The sequence below is a fragment of the Rhodococcus jostii NBRC 16295 genome, assembly GCF_001894825.1.
GTDB classification, from domain to species: Bacteria; Actinomycetota; Actinomycetes; order Mycobacteriales; family Mycobacteriaceae; genus Rhodococcus_F; species Rhodococcus_F jostii.
In genome coordinates this window covers 14,103-33,881 of record NZ_BCWY01000065.1, presented here as the reverse complement: position 1 = coordinate 33,881, position 19,779 = coordinate 14,103, and the positions used below count along the sequence as shown (strand labels likewise).

Sequence of the window (19,779 nt, the reverse complement as noted above, 5' to 3'; positions counted from 1 at the left end):
GCGAGAATGGATGCAGAAAATCGGCATCGATGCGATTCGGGCCGTTCGAATCGCCGCTTCGCGATTCTTCAATTGGCAGTGCCAATAGGGCCGGATACGCTCGGAAGTATTCGATTGGAGCCAGAAAGTCATGGAAAATTCCAGGGGCCCCCTCGCGGGCATCAAGATCGTCGAACTGGGTGGAGTCGGACCGGTTCCGTTCTGCTGCATGCTCCTGTCCGACCTGGGGGCGGACATCATCCGGATCGACCGGCCGCCCGGCTACGACGGCGGCGCGCCGGTGGATCCACGCTTCAATCTTCTCAATCGCGGGCGTCGCAGTGCAGCAATGGATCTGAAGAACGAGGCGGCAGTCGGGGCGGTCCTCGACCTCGTGCGGCGGGCCGACGTGCTCGTGGAGGGATTTCGGCCCGGTGTGGCGGAGAAGTTGGGGATCGGCCCGGACGACTGTCTCGCAGTGAATCCCGCGCTGGTGTACGGGCGGATGACGGGGTGGGGTCAGGACGGACCGCTGGCGCAGGCCGCGGGGCACGACGCCAATTACATCTCGCTGACCGGCGTCCTCCATGCCATCGGCGCCAAGGATGGGCCACCGACGTTACCGCTGAATCTTGCCGGTGACTTCGGTGGCGGTTCGCTGTATCTGGCATTGGGAGTGGTCTCGGCGCTTCTCGAGAGTCGGCTGTCCGGTCGTGGCCAAGTGATCGATGCGGCGATGGTGGACGGGTCGGCGTCGTTGATGGCCCTGTTCTACGGCCTTCACGCCGCCGGGTACTGGCACGACGAGCGTGGAACCAATCGGCTCGATTCGGGCGCACCCTGGTACAACGTGTACGAGACCTCGGATGGACGTTGGTTGAGCGTGGCGTGCAACGAGGATCGGTTCTGGCGCAACACACTTCGACTTCTCGGATTGAACGAGACCGAGATGCCGGATCAGCACGACCGGACCCGCTGGCCGGAGATGCAGGAACGGCTCGCTGCGCTGTTCCGGACCCGCACCCGCGACGAATGGTGCGCCCTCGCCGAGGGCGAGGACGCGTGCTGGGCGCCGGTACTGTCGTTGACCGAAGCGCCGCGGCACGGGCACCTCGTTGCGCGTGGCACGTTCACGGAGGTCGCCGGTGTAGTGCAGCCGGCTCCGGCGCCGCGGTTCAGCCGGACTCCGGGCGCGATCCAGGGCCCCCCGGCTGCGCCCGGACAGCACACCGACGACGTTCTCGGCGACTGGGGTTTCACCGCCGAGCAACTCGCTTCGCTCCGCGCGGCGGGGGCAATCACCTGATCTGTTGCGCTGCCGCGAACACGATTCGCATTCGTCGAATCGCGGATTCGAAAAGAATCACTAGGTTCGGCAGTCACGCAGTTCTAACATTTATTCAAGCGGTGCAACCGAAAACGCGGGCACCATTCCTTCCGATCTGGAGAGAAGAATTATGAACTCGAATTTCCTCGACGAATCCCAGGCCGCGTGGCTCGACGTCGTCAACGACTTCATGGACAACGAAATCACCGTCGAGTATGTCCGGAATTGCGACGAGAATCGCCTGTACCCGTACGAGGCGTACGAGAAGATCGCCAAGCAGGGCTGGCTCGGCATCCTGTTCCCCGAGGAGGAGGGCGGTTCGGGCGGCGACATCTTCGACTACTCGCTGATGGCCGAGGGGCTCGGTAAGTTCGGTTTCGACTTCGCGTGTTCGGTGCTGGTGCCGACGTTCACGGCGATGAACATCATCAAGTACGGAACGCCCGAGCAGAAGCGGCAGTACGTCAAGCCGTTCATCGACGGGCAGATCCGCTTCTCGGTGTCGATCTCCGAGCCCGATGCCGGTTCGGACGCCGCCAACACCAAGACCCGCGCCCGCCGTGACGACAATGGAGACTGGATCGTCAGCGGACAGAAGCTGTGGTGCAGTGGCGCCGCCGCGAAGGACACCGTCATCGCGATGCTGGTGCGGACCGACACCAGCGATAAGCACAAGGGTTTGTCCGTGCTGCTGATTCCGAATGACACTCCGGGCCTGGACATCCGCAAGCTGCCGACTCTGTCGCGGCACGCGACCGGCACCACCGAGATCTTCCTCGACGAGGTGCGGGTGCCCGGTGACGCGCTGCTCGGCGCCGAGGGCGAGGGTTGGAAGGTCATCACCGAGCACCTCGAACTGGAGCGCTGCGCGGTCGCTGCGGCCTACATGGGCAACGCGCAGGAAGCGGTCAACAACGCCAACCGCTATGCGCACCAGCGCATCCAGTTCGGCAAGCCGATCTACGAGTTCCAGGTGCTCAAGCACATGCTGGCCGAGAATCAGACACGTGTCGACGCCGCGCGGCTGCTCTGCTACCGCGCCGCCCAGTTGAAGGCGCAGGATCGTCCCGCCGCCCGTGAGACCTCGATGGCCAAGCTGTACGCGTCGGAGACCCTCAAGCAGTGTGCGCTCGACGGTATGCAGATTCTCGGTGGGTACGCCAACCTCCCCGAGGCCGACATGGAGCGCTACCTGCGCGAGAGCATCCAGTGCACGATCGGCGGCGGAACGTCGCAGATTCAGCGCACGATCATCGCCAAGTCGATGCGCCTGACCAACGCCTGAATCTGCCCCGATCACCATCACGTCCCAAGGAAGCAGCGATGACAACGACGAATCCCGCCACCATCAACAACCGCATCGACATGCCGCTCGACGAGATCGAGGTCGGCACAGTCTTTCGCAGCGGTGGTCGCACCATCACCGAGACCGACGTGGTCAACTACTGCGCGCTGACCGGCAACTGGATCGAGATCCACTCGAACATCCACTACGCGTCGCAGACCCGTTTCGGTGAGCGCCTGGTGCAGGGGTCGCTGACCTACTCCATCATGACCGGCCTGATCACCTTCGGTCCGCCGATCCAGGCGAACCACGGGATCAACAACCTCCGGTATCTCACTCCGGTGCACATCAACGACACCATCTACGTCACCGCCGAGGTCCTCGCCAAGAAGGACAAGGACGACAAGTACGGCGTCATCACCCTGCTGATGAAGGCGCTCAACCAGGACGGCGACGTGTGCCAGAAGAGCGAATGGAGCCTGCTGATGCTGCGCAAGCGCGAGGATCTCGAGGCCCTGGTCGGCGCGTCGCTGCCCACCGAGCGCGCGAAGGACTGAGTATGTCGTCGAAACCCATCGCAGCGATCGTCGGCATGGGCGATGCGTATGCATCGCGTGAGAACCGAAAAGATCCGCTGCAACTCGCAGCGGAATCCACCATCGCAGCACTTGCCGATGCCGGCATCCACAAGAACCAGGTGGATGCGATCTTCACCGGACGCTCCCCGTGGGCGGACAAGCGCTCGCAGTGGAACAACATCTTCGCCTCACACATGCAGATGCACGTGACGTTCTCGAGTGAGCTCACGATGCACGGTGCAGGGCTCACTTCGACGATCGCCGTCGCGTCGCAGATGATCGCCGCGGGCAAGGCCGAGTACGTGCTGTGCCTGCAGAGCGATGCGACGGAGTTGTTCGTCGACGCCGTGGCGATGGGCGCGGAGGCGGACGCGGATCCTCAGTTCGAGGCCCCCTACGGACCGACGATCCCGGCCCTCTACGCGCAGGCCGCTCACCGTTACTTCCACGAGTTCGGGATCACCGAAGAGGATCTCGCGGACGTCGCCGTCGCGAACCAGCGCTGGGGCGCACACCATCCGCATGCAGCGAAGGCGAAGTTCGGTGAGATCGACCGCGAGAAGGTGCTGTCGTCCCCGTACGTCGCGACGCCGCTGCGGCGGTGGATGTGCTCTACCTGGGGCGGCGGCACCGGGGGCGCCCTGATCGTCACCTCGCCCGACAACGTTCGAGAAGGCCAGGATCCGATCTACGTCCTCGGCTACGGTTCGGCATCGACACACGAATATCTGACCGACCGCATGAACATGCGCAGTTGCAAGTTCCCGGACATGGGTGCGTTCCCCAACCTGACGCACACGGCGACGGTCGAGGCCGCACGGCAGGCGTACCTGACGTCGGGGCTCGGCCCATCCGACATCGACATGGCACAGATCTCGATGAACTTCGCGCACATGGGCCCGATCATCATGGAGGACCTCGGCTTCGCCGAGAAGGGCCGCGGAATCGACCTCTACCGGGGTGGGCACACCGGAATAGACGGCGACCTGCCCACCGACACGAACGGTGGCTGGCTGTCGTTCGGTCAGCCCGGCATCTCCTGCAACATGGACAGCCTGGTCGAGGCAGTCCGGCAACTGCGCGGGAAACCGCTCGGGCTCGCGCCCGCACGCCGGCCGGATACCGCGCTGGTCCAGGGTGCCGGCGGAATGCTCGCAGCCGGCAGCGTCATGGTCCTGTCCTCCGCTGCATGAACCACGAAATGGAGCACAGCATGACCGACACGCACGTATCGAACGACTGGCCGCAGCCGTATCGACTCCTCGACGCCGAGCCGTACTGGGAGGCGCTCACCGACGAGCGACTGACATTCCAGCGTTGCGGAGACTGCGAGGAGGCGGTGTGGCCGGCGCACTCGTTCTGTCCGTACTGCGGATCCGCGGCATTGTCGTGGACACAGTCGACCGGGAGCGGGACGATTTACTCGTACAGCACGATCATGCGCGGACCGACACCCGTCTGGTCCACGATCGTGCCGTACACGGTCGGCTTCGTGCAGATGGACGACGGCTACACCCTGTTCGCACAGATCGACGGCGAACCGGACGCGATCGCGATCGGAAAACCGGTCACGATGCGCTTTGTACAGCGCGGGGAGCAGAAACTCCCCGTATTCACCATGACGGACCACCAGTAGGAGCAGTGACATGACCGGACCGTTGGAGGGTGTGCGCATCCTGGACCTGACATCGAACTTCATGGGCCCGTACGGGTCGCTCCTGCTCGCCGACATGGGCGCAGACGTCTGGAAGATCGAGTCACGCGATGGCGACACGACGCGCGGTGTCGGGCCGTACCGCAACCGCGGGATGAGCGCGATCTTTCTGCACCTCAACCGCAACAAGCGCAGCCTCGTCCTCGATCTCAAGACCGACGGGGGTGCCGCCGCACTCAAGCGCATGATCCGTTCCGCGGACGTGCTGCTGTACAGCCTGCGGCCGAAGGCCATGGCCAGGCTGGGGCTGAGCTACGAGGAGGCGCGCGCGATCAATCCACGGATCATCTACTGCGGCGCTTACGGTTTCGGTCAGAACGGCCCCTACGCCGACCGGCCGGCATACGACGACCTGATCCAGGCGGCGGTCGGTATGCCGGTACTCCAGAGCCGCAAGTCGGGTCCACCGGCGTACGTGGCCACCGCGATCGCGGACCGCGTCGTCGGCATGGCCGCGAGCACGGCCGTGTCGATGGCACTGTTCCGGCGCGAGAAGACCGGCGTCGGACAGGAAGTCCAGGTGCCGATGTTCGAGACGTTCACGCACTTCGTCATGGGTGATCACCTGTACGGGCACACCTTCGATCCGCCGATCGGCGATTGGGGGTACGGGCGGATGATGAACCCGGACCGCCGCCCGTATCGGACGCTCGACGGCGGCTACCTCGGGGTGAACGTCTACATCGACAAGCACTGGCAGCGTTTCTTCGAGATTTCCGGACACCCGGAGATGGTGGACGATCCGCGTTTCGCCGACATCAACGGACGGACCCAGAACATCGGAATCCTGTACAACTTCCTGGGGCAGGTGTTCGAGACGAAGACGACCGCGGAGTGGATGAAGCTTCTGACCGACGCGGATATTCCGGTCATCGAGATGAACACCCCGGAATCGTTGCTGGATGATCCGCACATGCGAGAGGTCGGCTTCTTCGTCGACCAGGACCACCCCTCAGAGGGACCGCTGCGGACGATGGCGATTCCGCAGCAGTGGAGTGAGAGCGCGCCGGACCTGCGGTACCCGGCGCCGCGTCTCGGCGAACATTCCGTGGAGTTGCTCACCGAGGCGGGTTTCGACCGAGATGAAATCAATGAGCTGTTGAGTTCCGGCGCCACGTACTCACCCGAAGTGCGCGCCGCACACACGGTCAACTGACCAAGAGGAGTAAGACGATGCTGCGTGATCTGCCGTTATCGGGAGTTGTCGTGGTCGAGCTGGGCGACAGTGCCTCGGCACCGTTCAGTGGGAAGATCCTCGCGGAACTCGGCGCCGAGGTGTGGAAGGTGGAGCGCCCGTCGGGCGACTCCGCCCGTGGCTGGGGACCCAGCACCTGGAAGGGCAGCGGTGCCGCCTTCCATGCGCTCAATCGCGGCAAGCGCTGCATCAGCATCGATATCAAGGATCGAGACCAGCTGAAGACGCTGCACACGCTGATCGCCGAACGCGCCGACGTCTTCATCCACAACCTCCGGCCGGGTTCCAGCGCGAAATACGGTCTGGACGCCGACAGCCTCCGGGTGACGAAGCCGGAGTTGATCTACTGCGAGATCGGCGCGTTCGGACACGTGGGCCCGCTGAACACGCTCCCCGGATACGACCCGCTGATGCAGGCGTTCTCCGGAATCATGAGCATCACGGGTGAGGAGGGACAGCCCCCGGTACGGGCAGGGGTGTCCATCATCGACTTCGGGTCCGCGATGTGGGCGGTGATCGGCATCCTGTCGGCGCTGCACCGCCGTCAGGTGAAACACTCCGGTGCGACGGTCAACGCGTCGCTCCTCGAGACTGCCATGGCATGGATGTCGATCGGCGTCGCGAACTACAACGCCGACGGCGAACCCGGTGGCAGGCACGGCTCGGGGGTCGCTTTCATCGTCCCGCACCGCGCGTACTCGACCAGCGACGGCGATTTGATCGTCAGTTGCGCCAACGATGCGCTGTTCGCTCGCCTGTGTGCGGCACTCGGACACCCGGAGTGGTCGACCGACGACCGGTTCGCCACCAACGCGGGACGGTTGCAGAACCGGGCCGAGATCGACCGGCTGATCGGTGAGCAACTGGGGAAGGAAACACGCGCCCACTGGCAGGAACTGCTGCAGGGTGCCGGCATCCCGTCGGCACCGATCCAGACCACCGCCGAAGTCCTCGCCCACGAGCACACCCACGCGCTCGGGATCGTCGGCTCGCCGTCCGAGGACGAGATCGGACTGGTCGGTCTGCCTCTGTCGTTCGACGGCCACCGTCCGCCGCCCCTGCATGCCGCCCGCGACATCGGGGCGGACAACGACCAACTTCCGGAGGTACTGAAGGTTCGTCCCTGACGGAGATCTCAGCTGCCCGTCGATGTGCTTGTCTCGTACCTCGACAGGCTCGATGAGATTTCCGTCCGGATCGCGGATGTACACGCTTTCGGTTATGACGAGCAGAAAACACGCTGAATCATGACACTCGCATCACCAGTCGATCGTGACGATTGGCGACTACAGGCGCGGTGCCGCGGCATGGACATCGCCGTCTTCTATGCGGATGGCGAAGACAATCGCCATTGTTCACGCCGTCAGGAGCAGGCGGCGAAGGCGATATGCCGCGCATGTCCGGTGATCAGCGAATGCCGCACAAGCGCGATCCATTTCGGAGAGCAACACGGAATCTGGGGTGGCCTGAACCCGAACGAGCTTCGCGCCGCCCGCAAGTGGAGTCGATGGCACACCTAATCGTGCGTCCGCTCCACGACCCAGGCCGCGACTTGTGTTCGGGAGGTGAAGCCCAGTTTGGCCAGGATGTGCTCCACGTGTCCTTGTGCGGTGCGAGGCGAGATCACCAGGCGGTCGGCGATGGCCTGATTGGTCAGGCCTTCGGCGATCAGGTCGGCGACTTGGCGTTCCCGCTTGGTCAGTCGTGTCGATGGCTCAGTGTCTCGCGCGGGAGTGCCGGCCGGTTGCTCGTGGAGGGCGTACGCGATGGCATCGTTGAACCCGAGTTGTTCGCCCTTGCGGTGGGCGACTCCGAATGCCCTGTCCCCGAGTTCCTTCCGGGCATTCTCGGCGCATTCCTCGTGGCGAAGTATCAGATTGGTATGTATGACCGCAGTACTGCCGATCGACCGCGCCAGCCCGTCCGCGGCTCCCATCAGAACTGCAGCCCGGAGTGCATCGCGACGTTCGAAGCTGATCCAGGCCAGCGCCTCGAGGCAGGCTGCAGCGACCCGGGGGCTGCGCACCTGCTTGGCCAGCTCCAGTGATTGTTCGAGAAGCTGCATCGAACGATCTGCATCGCCCTGCTGCCAGACGGCAATTCCCAAGGCCCACAGCGAATGCGATCGATACATCGTCTCGCCGTATCGTTCCGTGATCGCGATCGCACGTTCGTGGCACTCGATCGCCTGGTCCGTCCGGCCTGACAGTCCATGCGCCAGGCCTAACGGATACAGGATGGCTACCTGGAGCAGTCGATCTCCGCGTTCGGTGAACTCGGCGAGGGCGATGTCCAGTTGCGAGCACGCTCGCGCGAGATCACCGCTGTAGAGGGCCAGCATGCCGTCGGCGCAGTCGACGTAGGCGCGCAGGAGGGGATCACTCGTGTCGGTGGTGCGAGTCCGCGCCTCCTCGACGAGTGCTGCCGCGGCCTGAAGGTCGCCTTGAGCGAAAGCCATTACGCTGTGGCTGTAGAGCGCCTTGATCGAATCCAGGGTGGGCGGGCCGCTCTGGCGGGCGAGCAGCTGGTCGTACCACCGTCGCCCCTCGTTGTAGAGGCCCTGGGAGCTCCAGAACAGGAACAGTGCCACAGCGATGCGCAGACCGGCGGCGGGGTCGTCATCGACGCTGAACTCGAGGGCCTCACGCAGATTCGCGTGTTCCCGTTTCAGGCGGGCGATCCAGTCGAGTTGGCGGGCGCTGATCCACTCGGCCTCCGCGGCGAGCGCCAACGCCTCGTACCAGTCCCGGTGCCGTCGACGCAACGCCACAGCCTCACCGGTCTGCTCGAGTTTCTCGTAACCGTATTCGCGGAGGGTCTCGAGAATCCGGAACCGCACCACCGACCCAGATTCCTCCCGGATCAGGATCGACTTCTCCACCAACGAGGTCAGCGTGTCGAGCAGCTCATCCGGTGCCAGGCCCGCGCCGCACACCTGTTCCGCCGCATCGAGTTCGAAACTTCCCGCGAAGACCGCCACCCGACCCCACACCAGTTGCTCACCGGCGGTGCACAACTCGAAACTCCAGTCGATGCACAACCGCAGCGTCTGTTGCCGCGTCGGCGCACCCCTGTTGCCGCGGGTCAGCAGGGTGTAGCGGTCGGTCAGCCGCTCGAGGATCTGCTCGGGTGACATCGCCCGTAACCGGGCCGCCGCCAACTCGATCGGCAGCGGCAAACCGTCGAGGCGGTGGCAGATCTCCGCCACTGCCCCCGCGTTGTCCTCGGTGAGCGCGAAACCGGGAACAGCGGCGGCAGCGCGTTCGGCGAACAACGTCACCGCATCGTATTTGGGCAACCCCCGCAGCGAGGGCTTCCGCTCGGGATCGGGGACGGTCAGCGGCGGGACCCGCAACACCGCCTCCCCAGCGATACCGAGGGGTTCGCGGCTGGTGGCCAGAATCCGCAACCGCGGACACACCCGCAGCAACGGACCGGCGAATTCTGCGACCGCGTCCACTACCTGCTCGCAATTGTCGAGGACCAACAGCAGTTCCTGTACCGCCAGGTGCTCCAGGAGGACCTCGTGCAACGGTCTCGCTGAGTAGTCCCGCACCCCGACCCCGGCTGCCACCGCATCGACCAGCGACGACTCGTCGCGCAGTTCGCCCAACTCGACCAGGCGCACACCGTCGTCGTACTCGCGCTGCACAGCGGACGCTACCCGCATTGCCAGCCGCGTCTTCCCCACACCCCCGATCCCGGTCAACGTCACCAACCGGGATCCGCCCAGCAGGTTCTTCGCCTCGGTCAGCTCGTGCCGGCGGCCGACGAAACTGGTCATCTCCAGGGGGAGACTGCCCGTCGTGCCGAGCGTGGAGGGCGCGGGCGAGCCTCGTCCGCCGCGCGACGTCGGCGGCAGGTCGCTGCGCTGCACATCTGGTTCCGCGCGGAGCGCCATCTCGTCAATGGGGAAGCCGTGGTCGCGTTGCAGGGTACGCAGTTCTTCCCCGAATTCGGCAGCAGTAGCCGGGCGCTGACCGGGGGTCCGCGACATCGCCCGCGCGATCACCGCGGACACATCCTCGGGGATCCCGTGCTCCCGCAGATCGGGCACCGGTTGGGTGGTGATCCGCAGAAACTGCGCCACCACCTGCTCACCGCTGCGACGCTCGAACGCCGCATGCCCGGTCAGCGCACTGAACAGGACCGCGCCGAGCCCGTACACATCGGCCGCCGGGCTCGGTGAATCACCCGCGAGCACCTCCGGCGCCGTGTACGCCGGCGACCCGGTGACCGCGCCGGTCGCCGTCTCGAAGCCGCCGCTGATGTGCGCGATACCGAAATCCGTCAACTCCGGCTCCCCGTAATCGGTGAGCAGAATGTTCGCCGGTTTGACGTCCCGATGCAGGATCCCGAGCCGGTGCGCCGACTCCACCGCACCCGCCATCTTCACGCCCAGCCGCAACGCCTGATCCAACGGCAACGGCCCGTCACGGCGGATCCGGGCATCCAGCGAATCCTGCGGATGGAAGGGCATCACGATGAACGGGCGGCCGCTGTCGGTGGCACCGACCTGCAGAATGTTGACGATGTTCGGGTGCCCCGTCAGCCGGCCCATCGCCCGCTGCTCCCGGAAGAAGCGAGCCCGGTTCTCCTCGTCGAGTTCGACGGTGAGCACCTTCACCGCCACCGTGCGATCCAGGTCCACCTGGGTGCAGCGGTAGACGGCGCCGAACCCGCCGCGACCGATCTCCTGGGCATCGTCGAAGCCGGTGTCTGCCAGCTCCGCGGCCGGCGAGGCCGGGTACCGCTGCGTGTCGAGCGGATCACCTTCACCCATCGGACGGTCTACTCACCCCGTCGGCAAGGAGTTCCCGCGGACTGGTCCCGACGGCACGACCAGCGCAGATTCAACCGTGGACTCACCTTTCGATGGCGTGCTCTCCAGGATATCGCTGACGGTGATCGGTTCGGGCGATCCTTTCGATGGCGGGTGTGAGCCTTCCCATTTAGTCAATTAGATTGATCAATTTAGTTGTACGCTTCGCTCATGATCACCGAACAGGCCACCGCGCAGGTCCTGCGGGAAGCGCTGCGCCCGATCTGGCGGCAGCTCACCACAGGAAGAACCATCTCCGTCGGCAAAATAGGCGTGCTCGCATACCTGTCGAAGCACGGACAAACGTCTGCCTCGACACTCGCTGCGGCCGAGAAGATCAGCCCCCAGGCGATCGCCAACGCGGTGCGCGAACTCGAAACCATCGGCCTCGTCGTGCGGACCCCCGACGAGCAGGATCGACGCCGGATCTGGATCGAGCTCACCGATGCCGGTCGCGAGAGGCTGGCGCAGGAGCGTTCCAAGGGCCTGGAGTGGCTGGAACACGCCATCGCGGAACGGCTGACCGTCGAGGAGAAGAAGACCCTCGACTCCATCGTTCCGATTCTGCGCAAGTTGGTGGACGATGCGCCCGTCGACTGAGTCCACCGCACGGTCCCGGTTACTGCCTGCCCTGGCCTACGCCGCCCTGACCACCGCGGTCGTCAGTTCACTCGGCATGCTGCTGGTGCCCGCGATCTCCCAGGACATGCACGTCGAGGTGAGCACCGGGCAGTGGATGCTCACCGTCAACCTCCTGGTCGGGGCGATCGCAACGCCGATCATGGGCCGGCTCAGCGACGGCCCCCACAAGAAGCGCCTGCTCCTGTGCTCCCTGACGACGATCCTCGTCGGTTCGATCGTCGCCGCCACAGCCCCCAACTTCACCGTCTTCCTGATCGGGCGCGCACTGCAGGGACTCACCTACGGAATCGTTCCGGTGACGATCGCCCTGGCCCGCCGGTATCTCCCCGAGAACCAGGCCCGGCACGGCATCTCCAGCCTGTCGGTGACGGTGACCACCGGTCTGGGACTCGGCTACCCGCTGACCGGCATCCTCGCCGACCTTCTCGGGTTTCGTTTCGCCTTCTGGTTCGCGGCACTGTTCCTGATCACCACCATCCTGGTCGTCTGGCGCGTCGTTCCCGCGGGCCCCGACGAGCAAGCGCCGCGGAATGCACTCGACGTGCCGGGCGCACTGCTGGTCGGTACCGGACTCGCGTCGCTACTCGTCGCCGTCAGCGAAGGCTCGCGGTGGGGGTGGGGCTCCCCGTGGACCATCGGGTTCTTCACCGGCGCGGCGATCCTGCTGTCGTTGTGGTGCGTCGTGGAACTGCGCACCCCCAACCCGCTCATCAATCTCCGGGTACTGCGCAACGGTGACGTGCTCGTCGCGAACAGCACCGCGATCGGCCTCGGCGCCGCGATGTACATCGGACTCTCGATCGGCAGCCTCATCGCCCAGTCGCCCGCCTCCACCGGGTACGGCATCGCGCTGCCCCTGTTCTGGGCCGGATTCGTGATGCTCCCGCTGTCGGTGGCAAGTTTCGGCGCGAACCGGCTCGTCCGCGCGGTCTCGCACCGGATCCGCATGCGGACCCTGTTGCTCGTCGGCGCCGGCCTCGTGACGGCCTCGAGCGCACTCCTCTGGTTCGCCCACAATGCACTGTGGGAAATCCTGATCGGAATGTTCGGGTTCGGACTGGGGATGGGCATGACGTACGCGGCAATGCCTGCCCTGATCGCCCGCAGCGTCGCCGACACCGAACTCGGCAGCGCCGTGAGCTTCAACCAGGTGCTGCGCACCGTCGGCGGCTCGTTCGGCAGCGCCATCGCTGGCGCGGTGCTCGCCGCTCACCTGGCACCGGACCTACATCCCACCGAAACCGGGATCAGGGCGGCTCTCGCCATCGGCGCCCTCGGGTGCGCGGTCGTCTTCGTCGCGCTCCTCGTCAACAATGTGACGTCGCGTCCGCCGGCTCCGACGTCGGAGCCGGCGGACGCGCGTATCAGTCGGCTATAGGGCGTGTTTCCCGATCCCTCTCGGATGCACCTGGCGAAACAATCGTCGTCCGGCAAGGCGGAGGAGAAGCCGATACCGCGGTTGTATCGGCGCCGACGACAACGCAGCAGGACGACGATTGGGCGCCAGGAGCGCCGAAATGGGGATCGGGAGACACGCCCTACACACCCTCGACGATGGCGGCCATTCCCTGCCCGCCGCCGATGCACATCGTGACGAGCGCCTTGCCGCCGCCGCGCCTCCGCAATTCATGCAGGGCCGTGGTCGTCATCCGCGCACCGGTGGCACCGATGGGATGCCCGAGCGAGATACCGGACCCGTTGACGTTGAGTCGGTCCCGATCCTCTAAACCCCACTCCTTCAGGACGCCGAGCACCTGGCACGCGAACGCCTCGTTCAGCTCGATCAGCGTGAAATCGTCGAAGCTCGCGCCGGTTCTGCGGAACAGCTTCGACGCGGCCGCGACCGGTCCGAGGCCCATCAGTCCCGGTTCGCACCCGGCTGCGGCCCACCCGGTGAGGAAGCCCAGCGGCTCGAGCCCGAGTTCGTCGAGTTGGTCCTCGGCGACGACGAGCATCGACGACGCCGCGTCGTTCTGCTGACTCGCGTTGCCCGCGGTGACGACGCCGTCCGGGAGAGCGCTGCGCAGCCGCGCCAGCGTCTCGGGCGTGGTTTCGGGGCGGATGCCCTCGTCCCGGGAGACGACGGCGACGTTGCCCTTCCGGTCGGTGATCTTCACCTCGATCACCTCGTCATCGAACTTGCCTGCCTCCCACGCGGCGTGGGCCTTCGCGTGGCTTTCGGCGGCGAACGCGTCCGACTCCTCGCGGCCGATTCCGCACCGCGACGCGACGTTCTCGGCGGTCTCGACCATTCCGCTGATCTTCCCGAACCGCCATTCCGGCTGGGAGCGTTCCCGCCCGCGGTCGAGGCGATCGTAGAGGTTCAGCGACCCGGCGCGAGTACCCCAGCGGGCACCGGTGGTGTAGTGCTCGATGTTACTCATCGACTCGACGCCGCCGGCGAGCACGACGTCGGCTGCGCCGGTCTGCACCATCATCGACGCGGTCACGAGTGCCTGTAGTCCGGTGCCGCACCGGCGGTCGGTCTGGAGCCCGGCGACGCGGATCGGCAGTCCCGCTTCGAGGGCCGCCCACCGCCCGATGCACGGGGCCTCGGAGTTGGCGTACGACTGCCCCATCACGACGTCCTCGATGAGGAGTGGGTCGATCCCCGACCGGGCCACGGTCTCTTTGATCACGGTGGCGGCCAACGTCTCTGCCGGAACGTCACGCAGTGCGCCGCCGAAACGGCCGACCGCGGTGCGGACCGGGGCGACCAGTGCTGCTCTTCGCATGTTCTTTCCTCGTGTCTCAGGGAACCAGGACGCGGACAGTCTCGGCGACACACGCCGGCTTGCCCTCACCCTGGATCTCGATGGTGTACTTGACGACCACTTGTGCGCCCTGCTTCGTCTGCTCGACCGACACGATCTCGCCCCCGGCCCGCACCTTCGCCCCGACCTTCACCGGCTGAGGGAAGCGAACCTTGTTGAGACCGTAGTTGATCACCAGCTTCACGCCGTCGACGCGCATGAGGTCGGCGCCGAGCTTCGGCAGCAGTGACAGCGTGAGGTAGCCGTGGGCAATGGCGGCGCCGAACGGGCCCTCGGCGGCACGCTCGGGATCGACGTGGATCCACTGGTGGTCACCGGTGGCGTCGGCGAACACGTTCACGCGTTCCTGCGTGATCTCGAGCCAGTCGCTGTGGCCGAGATGTTCGCCGACTGCGGATTCGACGTCGTCGATTCCCTGGAATACACGCATGACACTCTTTTCGGGTCGGCCCGGTACCGGGCGGAAGGGGAAACGGCTAGATGTTGACGTTCTCGAACACGGCCGCGATGCCCTGACCGCCGCCGATGCACATCGTCTCGATGCCGTAGCGGGCCTGGCGACGATCCAGTTCGCGGAGCAGATTGGCCAGGATGCGACCGCCGGTGGCGCCGACGGGGTGGCCGAGGGAGATTCCGGATCCGTTGACGTTGAACCGGTCTCGCATGTCGGACCCGTCGAACTTCCACTCCCGCGCGCACGCCAGTACCTGCGCTGCGAACGCCTCGTTGATCTCGAGGAGGTCGATGTCGTTGAGGGTGAGCTTCGCCCGGGTGAGGGCCTTGTCGACGGCCGGGACCGGGCCGATGCCCATCCGGTTCGGCTCCACTCCGGCGACACCCCAGCTCACGAGCCGGGCGAACGGGCGCAGGCCCAGACGTTCCGCGTTCTCGGGGGTGGTGACGATCGCGGCTGCGGCGGCGTCGTTCTGACCGCACGCGTTGCCCGCGGTGACGGTGGCCTCCGGGTCGACCCGCGACCGGATGGGCCGCAGCGCCGACAACGACTCGGCCGTGACGTCGCGGCGCGGGTGCTCGTCGGTGGTGTGGACGACGGGGTCCTTGCCGCGCTTGCCCGGCACCGTCACCGGGATCGTCTCGGCGTCGAACAGTCCGCCGTCCTGCGCCCGGACAGCGCGCGCGTGGGATTCGGCGGCGTACGCGTCCTGCTCCTCGCGGCTGATCGAGTACTCGCGCCGGAGGTTCTCCGCGGTTTCGATCATGCCGCCCTCGACGGGGAAGTTCACGCCGCCGGAGTTGGTGCGGGGCTTGGCCAACCGGTCGTGGAACTCTACCGACGCACCCTTGACGCCCCAGCGCATTCCCGTGCTGTAGAACTCGGTCTGGCTCATCGACTCGGCGCCGCCAGCGATCACCAGATCGCTCATCCCGGTCTGCACCTGCATGGCCGCGTAGATCACTGCCTGCAGACCGGAGCCGCAGCGGCGGTCGAGCTGGATGCCGGGCACGGTGACGTCGAGGCCGGCGTCGAGCGCAGCGATCCGGCCGATGGCCGCAGCCTCGCCGTTGGCGTAGCCCTGACCGAAGATGACGTCGTCGATGTCGTCGGACGCGAGCGATGTCCGTTCGATGAGGCCCTTCAACACCGTCGATGCGAGGGTGGTGACGGGGATGTCGCGGTACATGCCGCCGAATCCCCCGACGGGGGTGCGGACGGGTTCACAGATCACTGCTTCGTACATGGGCTCAGAGTGCTTTCTTCGCTTCGCGGACGAGGCCGCCGCCGATGATCAGACGCTGGATCTCGCTGGTGCCCTCGTACAGGCGCAGGAGTCGGACCTCGCGGTAGATCCGTTCCACCGGAACGTCTCTCATGTATCCGGTGCCGCCGTGGACCTGCACCGCGAGGTCGGCAACCTTGCCGGCCATCTCCGTGCAGTACAGCTTTGCCACGGACGGGGCGATCCGGCGGTCCTCACCGCTGACGTACTTCTGCGCCGCGTCCCGCACCAGCGCACGGCCTGCGGAGACACCGACCTGCTGGTCGGCGAGCATGGCCTGCACCAGTTGGAAGTCACCGATCGGGGTGCCGCCCTGCTTCGTGACCGCGGCGTAGGCGACGGACTCGTCGAGTGCGCGCTGGGCGCTGCCGACCGCAAGTGCGGCGATGTGGACGCGCCCACGGGCGAGCGACGTCATGGCGGCGCGGTAGCCGGCCTCCTCACTGCCGCCGACCAGGGCCGACTCGGGGACGACGACGTCGTCGAACGCAACCTCCGCCGTCCAGGCGCCTTCCTGGCCCATCTTCTTGTCCTTCGGCCCGACCACGACACCCGTGGTGTCGGCGGGGACGAGGAAGACTGCGATGCCGGTGCCGGTCTCGTCGGCGGGACGGGTGCGGGCGAAAACCACGAACAGATCGGCCAACGGCGCGTTGGTGATGAACCGCTTGGTGCCGTTGATCGTCCACTTACCGTCCTTCAGGACGGCGCGGGTGGTCAGGCCCGCCGGGTTCGACCCGGCCTCCGGCTCGGTCAACGCGAACGACGCGACCACGTCACCGGACGCGATGCGCTCGAGCCACTCCGACTTCTGTTCGTCCGTACCGAAATTCACCAGCACCTGGCCGGCGATCCCGTTGTTGGTGCCGAACATCGACCGCAGCGCGAGGCTCGTGTAGCCGAACTCCATCGCCAGTTCCACGTCCTGGGTGAGGTCGAGCCCGAGCCCGCCCCACTGCTGCGGGATGGCGTACCCGAACAGACCCATCTCGGCCGCCTTGCGGCGAATGTCGTCCGGAATCAGATCCTTTTCCGCGATTTCGTTTTCCCTGGGAATTACTTCCTTCTGAATAAAGATTCTCGTCTGCGCGAGAATGTCCTTGAAGTCTTCGTCACTCACTTCACGTTCAGCCATGAAGGTGAATATCCAGCAACCCGGCCTCGCTGTCAAGCGAGCGGCGCAACCCAGAACTCGCAGCACAGACGGCATTTATGACCCATAGGAAGAGGGCAACTGTCGGTTTCCCTCAGCGTCTTTGACCACGGCGGACCGAGGCACTTCAATAGGTGTCAGTGTCCGGAGGAATTGTTCGGGCATATTCGCGAACAATGAAATTTCCGGCGAGATGGAACTCGGTATTCGACATGGTTGGCAGACCCGAGGACGCGCTTCTCTACAAGGGCTACACCGTCGATCCCCACGAACTCGAACAGCTGATGCTGTCACGGCGCGGGGTTCTCGACGTCGTGGTGGTCGGCCGCTCCGTTCCCGGGGTCGGCGAGATGCCGGTCGCTTTCGTGGTGGCAGACACGGCAGCGCAGGTCGACGCCGAGGACTTGATCGAATTCGTGGCGGCCACGGTGCCGCCGTACAAGAAGGTGCGCGAAGTGGTCTTCGTCGACGAGTTGCCACTGTCCCCGCGGGGCGCGGTCCTGCGGTCCGCTTTGCGCGACCGTCTGAACGACGCGCACCCCGAGCAGAGTACGGAGAAATGATGGACATGGGACAGGTGGAACGATGACACGACTGGCGCAGACCGCCGGACTCACGGACACGCAGAGCGAGATCGTCTCGGCGGTACGAGAGTTCGTGGACAAGGCCGTCATTCCGCAGGCGCAGGAGCTCGAACATTCCGACACCTACCCGACGGCCATCGTCGAGCAGATGAAGGAAATGGGCCTGTTCGGGCTCACGATCCCCGAGGAGTTCGGCGGAATCGGGGAATCCCTCCTCACCTACGCGCTGTGCGTCGAGGAGCTCGCGCGGGGCTGGATGAGTGTGTCCGGGGTGATCAACACCCATTTCATCGTGGCGCACATGATCGCGCATCACGGCACGCCCGAGCAGAAAGCGCATTACCTGCCGCGCATGGCAACGGGTGAAGTGCGCGGGGCGTTCTCGATGTCCGAGCCCGGGCTGGGATCCGACGTCGCGGCCATCCGAACCAAGGCCGTCCGGGACGCGGACGGCAACTACGTGATCGACGGCCAGAAGATGTGGCTCACCAACGGCGGGTCGTCGACGTTGGTGGCCGTCCTGGTCCGCACCGAGGAAGGTGCGGCGAAACCCCACGACAACCTCACCGCTTTCCTCATCGAGAAGCCCGCCGGGTTCGGCGAGGTTCTTCCCGGGCTCACGATCCCCGGGAAGCTCGAGAAGATGGGCTACAAGGGCATCGACACCACCGAGATGGTGTTCAGCGGCTACCAGGCCGCGGCAGACACGATCCTCGGCGGCGCCCCGGGCCGCGGTTTCCGGCAAATGATGGACGGCGTCGAGGTCGGCCGCGTCAACGTCGCAGCGCGAGCCTGCGGGATCGCCCAGCGCGCGTTCGAACTCGGCGTGAAGTATGCGAAGGCGCGCGAGACGTTCGGATCACCGATCGCCGAACACCAGGCGATCGCGTTCCGGATCGCGGAGATGGCGACCAAGGTCGAGGCGGCGCACCTGATGATGGTGAATGCGGCGCGGCTCAAGGACTCCGGGGAGCGCAACGACGTCGCGGCCGGGATGGCCAAGTACCTGGCGAGCGAATTCTGCTCGGAAGTGACGCAGGACAGCTTCCGGATCCACGGCGGCTACGGCTATTCCAAGGAATACGAGATCGAACGTCTCATGCGGGAGGCACCGTTCCTCCTCATCGGTGAGGGCACCAGCGACATTCAGAAGCAAATCATCAGCCGCGGGCTGCTGCGTTCGTACAACTGAGGAAGGAAGAATCAATGACACTTCTCGAGGGACGGGTCGCCGTCGTCACGGGCGCCGCCCAGGGCATCGGTTTCGAGATGGCCCGGAAGTTCGCGAGTGAGGGTGCGTCGGTCGTCCTCGGCGACATGCACGCCGAGAACGTCAAGGCTGCCGCCGGAAAGCTGGAGGCCGACGGCTTCCAGGCCGTCGCCGTGGCCTGTGACGTGACGGATCCGGATCAGATGCAGAACCTGGGAAAGACGGCGCTCGACGCGTTCGGTGCGATGGACGTGTGGGTCAACAACGCCGGCATCACCCGCGACGCGACGCTGCGCAAGATGTCGCTAGCCGACTTCCGCTCCGTCATCGACGTGCACCTGCAGGGCGCGTGGCTGGGCACCCAGATCGCGTCGATCGCGATGCGGGAGGCCGGCAAGGGCTCGATCGTGAACATCTCGTCGATCTCCGGCAAGGTCGGCATGGTCGGGCAGACCAACTACAGCGCCGCGAAGGCCGGAATGGTGGGCCTGACCAAGGCGGCCGCGAAGGAGGTCGCCCACCTCGGGGTCCGGGTCAACGCGATCCAGCCCGGTGTGGTGAACACCGACATGATCCGCGCCCTGCGCGCCGACATCATCGAGGCGAAACTCAAGGAGGTCCCGATGGGCCGCGGTGCCGAGCCCGAGGAGATCGCCAACGTTGCGCTGTTCCTCGCGTCCGATCTGTCCAGCTACATGACCGGCACCGTTCTCGAAGTCACCGGCGGACGTCACATCTGACAACCGGCGGACCAACAGTCGCACGCAGTAGTCTGCA

The 19,779-nt window shown here is 65.7% G+C and carries 18 protein-coding genes; 13 read left to right on the top strand and 5 right to left on the bottom strand.

Annotated features, from left to right (window positions below):
- Positions 1-130: 130 nt before the first annotated feature.
- The 8 genes from RJ1_RS31685 to RJ1_RS31650 all read left to right on the top strand — a co-directional run bounded on the left by RJ1_RS31685 (position 131) and on the right by RJ1_RS31650 (position 7,598).
- Positions 131-1,285 carry a CaiB/BaiF CoA transferase family protein gene (locus tag RJ1_RS31685; protein WP_073366452.1) on the top strand — a complete coding sequence of 385 codons (1,155 nt, stop codon included), beginning with the start codon at positions 131-133 and terminating at the stop codon, positions 1,283-1,285.
- Between the two features lie 151 nt (positions 1,286-1,436).
- Positions 1,437-2,591, top strand: coding sequence for an acyl-CoA dehydrogenase family protein (locus RJ1_RS31680; RefSeq protein WP_005250421.1), 1,155 nt, complete (start codon positions 1,437-1,439; stop codon positions 2,589-2,591).
- Between the two features lie 38 nt (positions 2,592-2,629).
- Positions 2,630-3,148: a MaoC/PaaZ C-terminal domain-containing protein gene (locus RJ1_RS31675; RefSeq protein ID WP_073366451.1), complete on the top strand. Its 519-nt coding sequence runs from the start codon at positions 2,630-2,632 to the stop codon at positions 3,146-3,148.
- A 2-nt stretch (positions 3,149-3,150) separates the two neighbouring features.
- Positions 3,151-4,362 carry a thiolase family protein gene (locus tag RJ1_RS31670; RefSeq protein ID WP_073366450.1) on the top strand — a complete coding sequence of 404 codons (1,212 nt, stop codon included), beginning with the start codon at positions 3,151-3,153 and terminating at the stop codon, positions 4,360-4,362.
- A gap of 20 nt (positions 4,363-4,382) precedes the next feature.
- The gene (locus RJ1_RS31665) at positions 4,383-4,805 is read left to right on the top strand and encodes a Zn-ribbon domain-containing OB-fold protein (protein WP_005250415.1); all 423 of its coding nucleotides are present in this window, start codon (positions 4,383-4,385) and stop codon (positions 4,803-4,805) included.
- A gap of 10 nt (positions 4,806-4,815) precedes the next feature.
- Positions 4,816-6,039: a CaiB/BaiF CoA transferase family protein gene (locus RJ1_RS31660; RefSeq protein ID WP_073366449.1), complete on the top strand. Its 1,224-nt coding sequence runs from the start codon at positions 4,816-4,818 to the stop codon at positions 6,037-6,039.
- A gap of 17 nt (positions 6,040-6,056) precedes the next feature.
- Positions 6,057-7,205 (top strand): CaiB/BaiF CoA transferase family protein, encoded by a 1,149-nt coding sequence (locus RJ1_RS31655; RefSeq protein ID WP_073366448.1) that lies wholly within the window; start codon positions 6,057-6,059, stop codon positions 7,203-7,205.
- Between the two features lie 120 nt (positions 7,206-7,325).
- Positions 7,326-7,598 carry a WhiB family transcriptional regulator gene (locus RJ1_RS31650; protein ID WP_073366447.1) on the top strand — a complete coding sequence of 91 codons (273 nt, stop codon included), beginning with the start codon at positions 7,326-7,328 and terminating at the stop codon, positions 7,596-7,598.
- On the opposite strand, the gene RJ1_RS31645 is transcribed toward RJ1_RS31650, so the two are convergent.
- A complete protein-coding gene (locus tag RJ1_RS31645) occupies positions 7,595-10,861 on the bottom strand; it encodes a protein kinase domain-containing protein (protein ID WP_073366446.1) in 3,267 nt (1,088 codons plus the stop codon). The genes RJ1_RS31650 and RJ1_RS31645 overlap by 4 nt on opposite strands.
- Before the next feature lie 210 nt (positions 10,862-11,071).
- Between RJ1_RS31645 and RJ1_RS31640 the strand changes: the two genes are divergently transcribed.
- The gene (locus RJ1_RS31640) at positions 11,072-11,500 is read left to right on the top strand and encodes a MarR family winged helix-turn-helix transcriptional regulator (protein ID WP_073366445.1); all 429 of its coding nucleotides are present in this window, start codon (positions 11,072-11,074) and stop codon (positions 11,498-11,500) included.
- Complete coding sequence (locus RJ1_RS31635; RefSeq protein ID WP_073366444.1) at positions 11,484-12,920, top strand: MFS transporter; 1,437 nt, start codon at positions 11,484-11,486, stop codon at positions 12,918-12,920. Before RJ1_RS31640 ends, RJ1_RS31635 begins: the two co-directional genes overlap by 17 nt.
- 160 nt (positions 12,921-13,080) lie before the next feature.
- On the opposite strand, the gene RJ1_RS31630 is transcribed toward RJ1_RS31635, so the two are convergent.
- The 4 genes from RJ1_RS31630 to RJ1_RS31615 are packed head-to-tail and all read right to left on the bottom strand — an operon-like array spanning position 13,081 to position 17,190.
- On the bottom strand, positions 13,081-14,277 hold the full coding sequence (locus RJ1_RS31630) for an acetyl-CoA C-acetyltransferase (RefSeq protein ID WP_073366443.1): 1,197 nt from the start codon (positions 14,275-14,277) through the stop codon (positions 13,081-13,083).
- A gap of 16 nt (positions 14,278-14,293) precedes the next feature.
- Entirely contained in the window at positions 14,294-14,746 is a 453-nt protein-coding gene (locus RJ1_RS31625; RefSeq protein WP_073366442.1) for a MaoC family dehydratase, read from the bottom strand.
- Between the two features lie 46 nt (positions 14,747-14,792).
- Positions 14,793-16,016: an acetyl-CoA C-acetyltransferase gene (locus tag RJ1_RS31620; protein WP_073366441.1), complete on the bottom strand. Its 1,224-nt coding sequence runs from the start codon at positions 16,014-16,016 to the stop codon at positions 14,793-14,795.
- 4 nt (positions 16,017-16,020) lie between these two features.
- Positions 16,021-17,190, bottom strand: a complete 1,170-nt coding sequence (locus tag RJ1_RS31615; RefSeq protein ID WP_073366440.1) for an acyl-CoA dehydrogenase family protein — start codon at positions 17,188-17,190, stop codon at positions 16,021-16,023.
- 230 nt (positions 17,191-17,420) lie between these two features.
- Here RJ1_RS31615 and RJ1_RS31610 point away from each other — a divergent pair, with 230 nt between their 5' ends.
- From RJ1_RS31610 to fabG, 3 genes are read left to right on the top strand one after another with little or no spacing between them, the layout of a single operon-like run.
- Complete coding sequence (locus tag RJ1_RS31610; protein ID WP_073366464.1) at positions 17,421-17,771, top strand: AMP-binding enzyme; 351 nt, start codon at positions 17,421-17,423, stop codon at positions 17,769-17,771.
- 22 nt (positions 17,772-17,793) lie between these two features.
- On the top strand, positions 17,794-18,984 hold the full coding sequence (locus RJ1_RS31605; protein WP_073366439.1) for an acyl-CoA dehydrogenase family protein: 1,191 nt from the start codon (positions 17,794-17,796) through the stop codon (positions 18,982-18,984).
- Positions 18,985-18,998: 14 nt separating this feature from the next.
- Entirely contained in the window at positions 18,999-19,742 is a 744-nt protein-coding gene (gene fabG / locus RJ1_RS31600; protein ID WP_037229875.1) for a 3-oxoacyl-ACP reductase FabG, read from the top strand.
- The last annotated feature ends 37 nt before the right edge of the window (positions 19,743-19,779 follow it).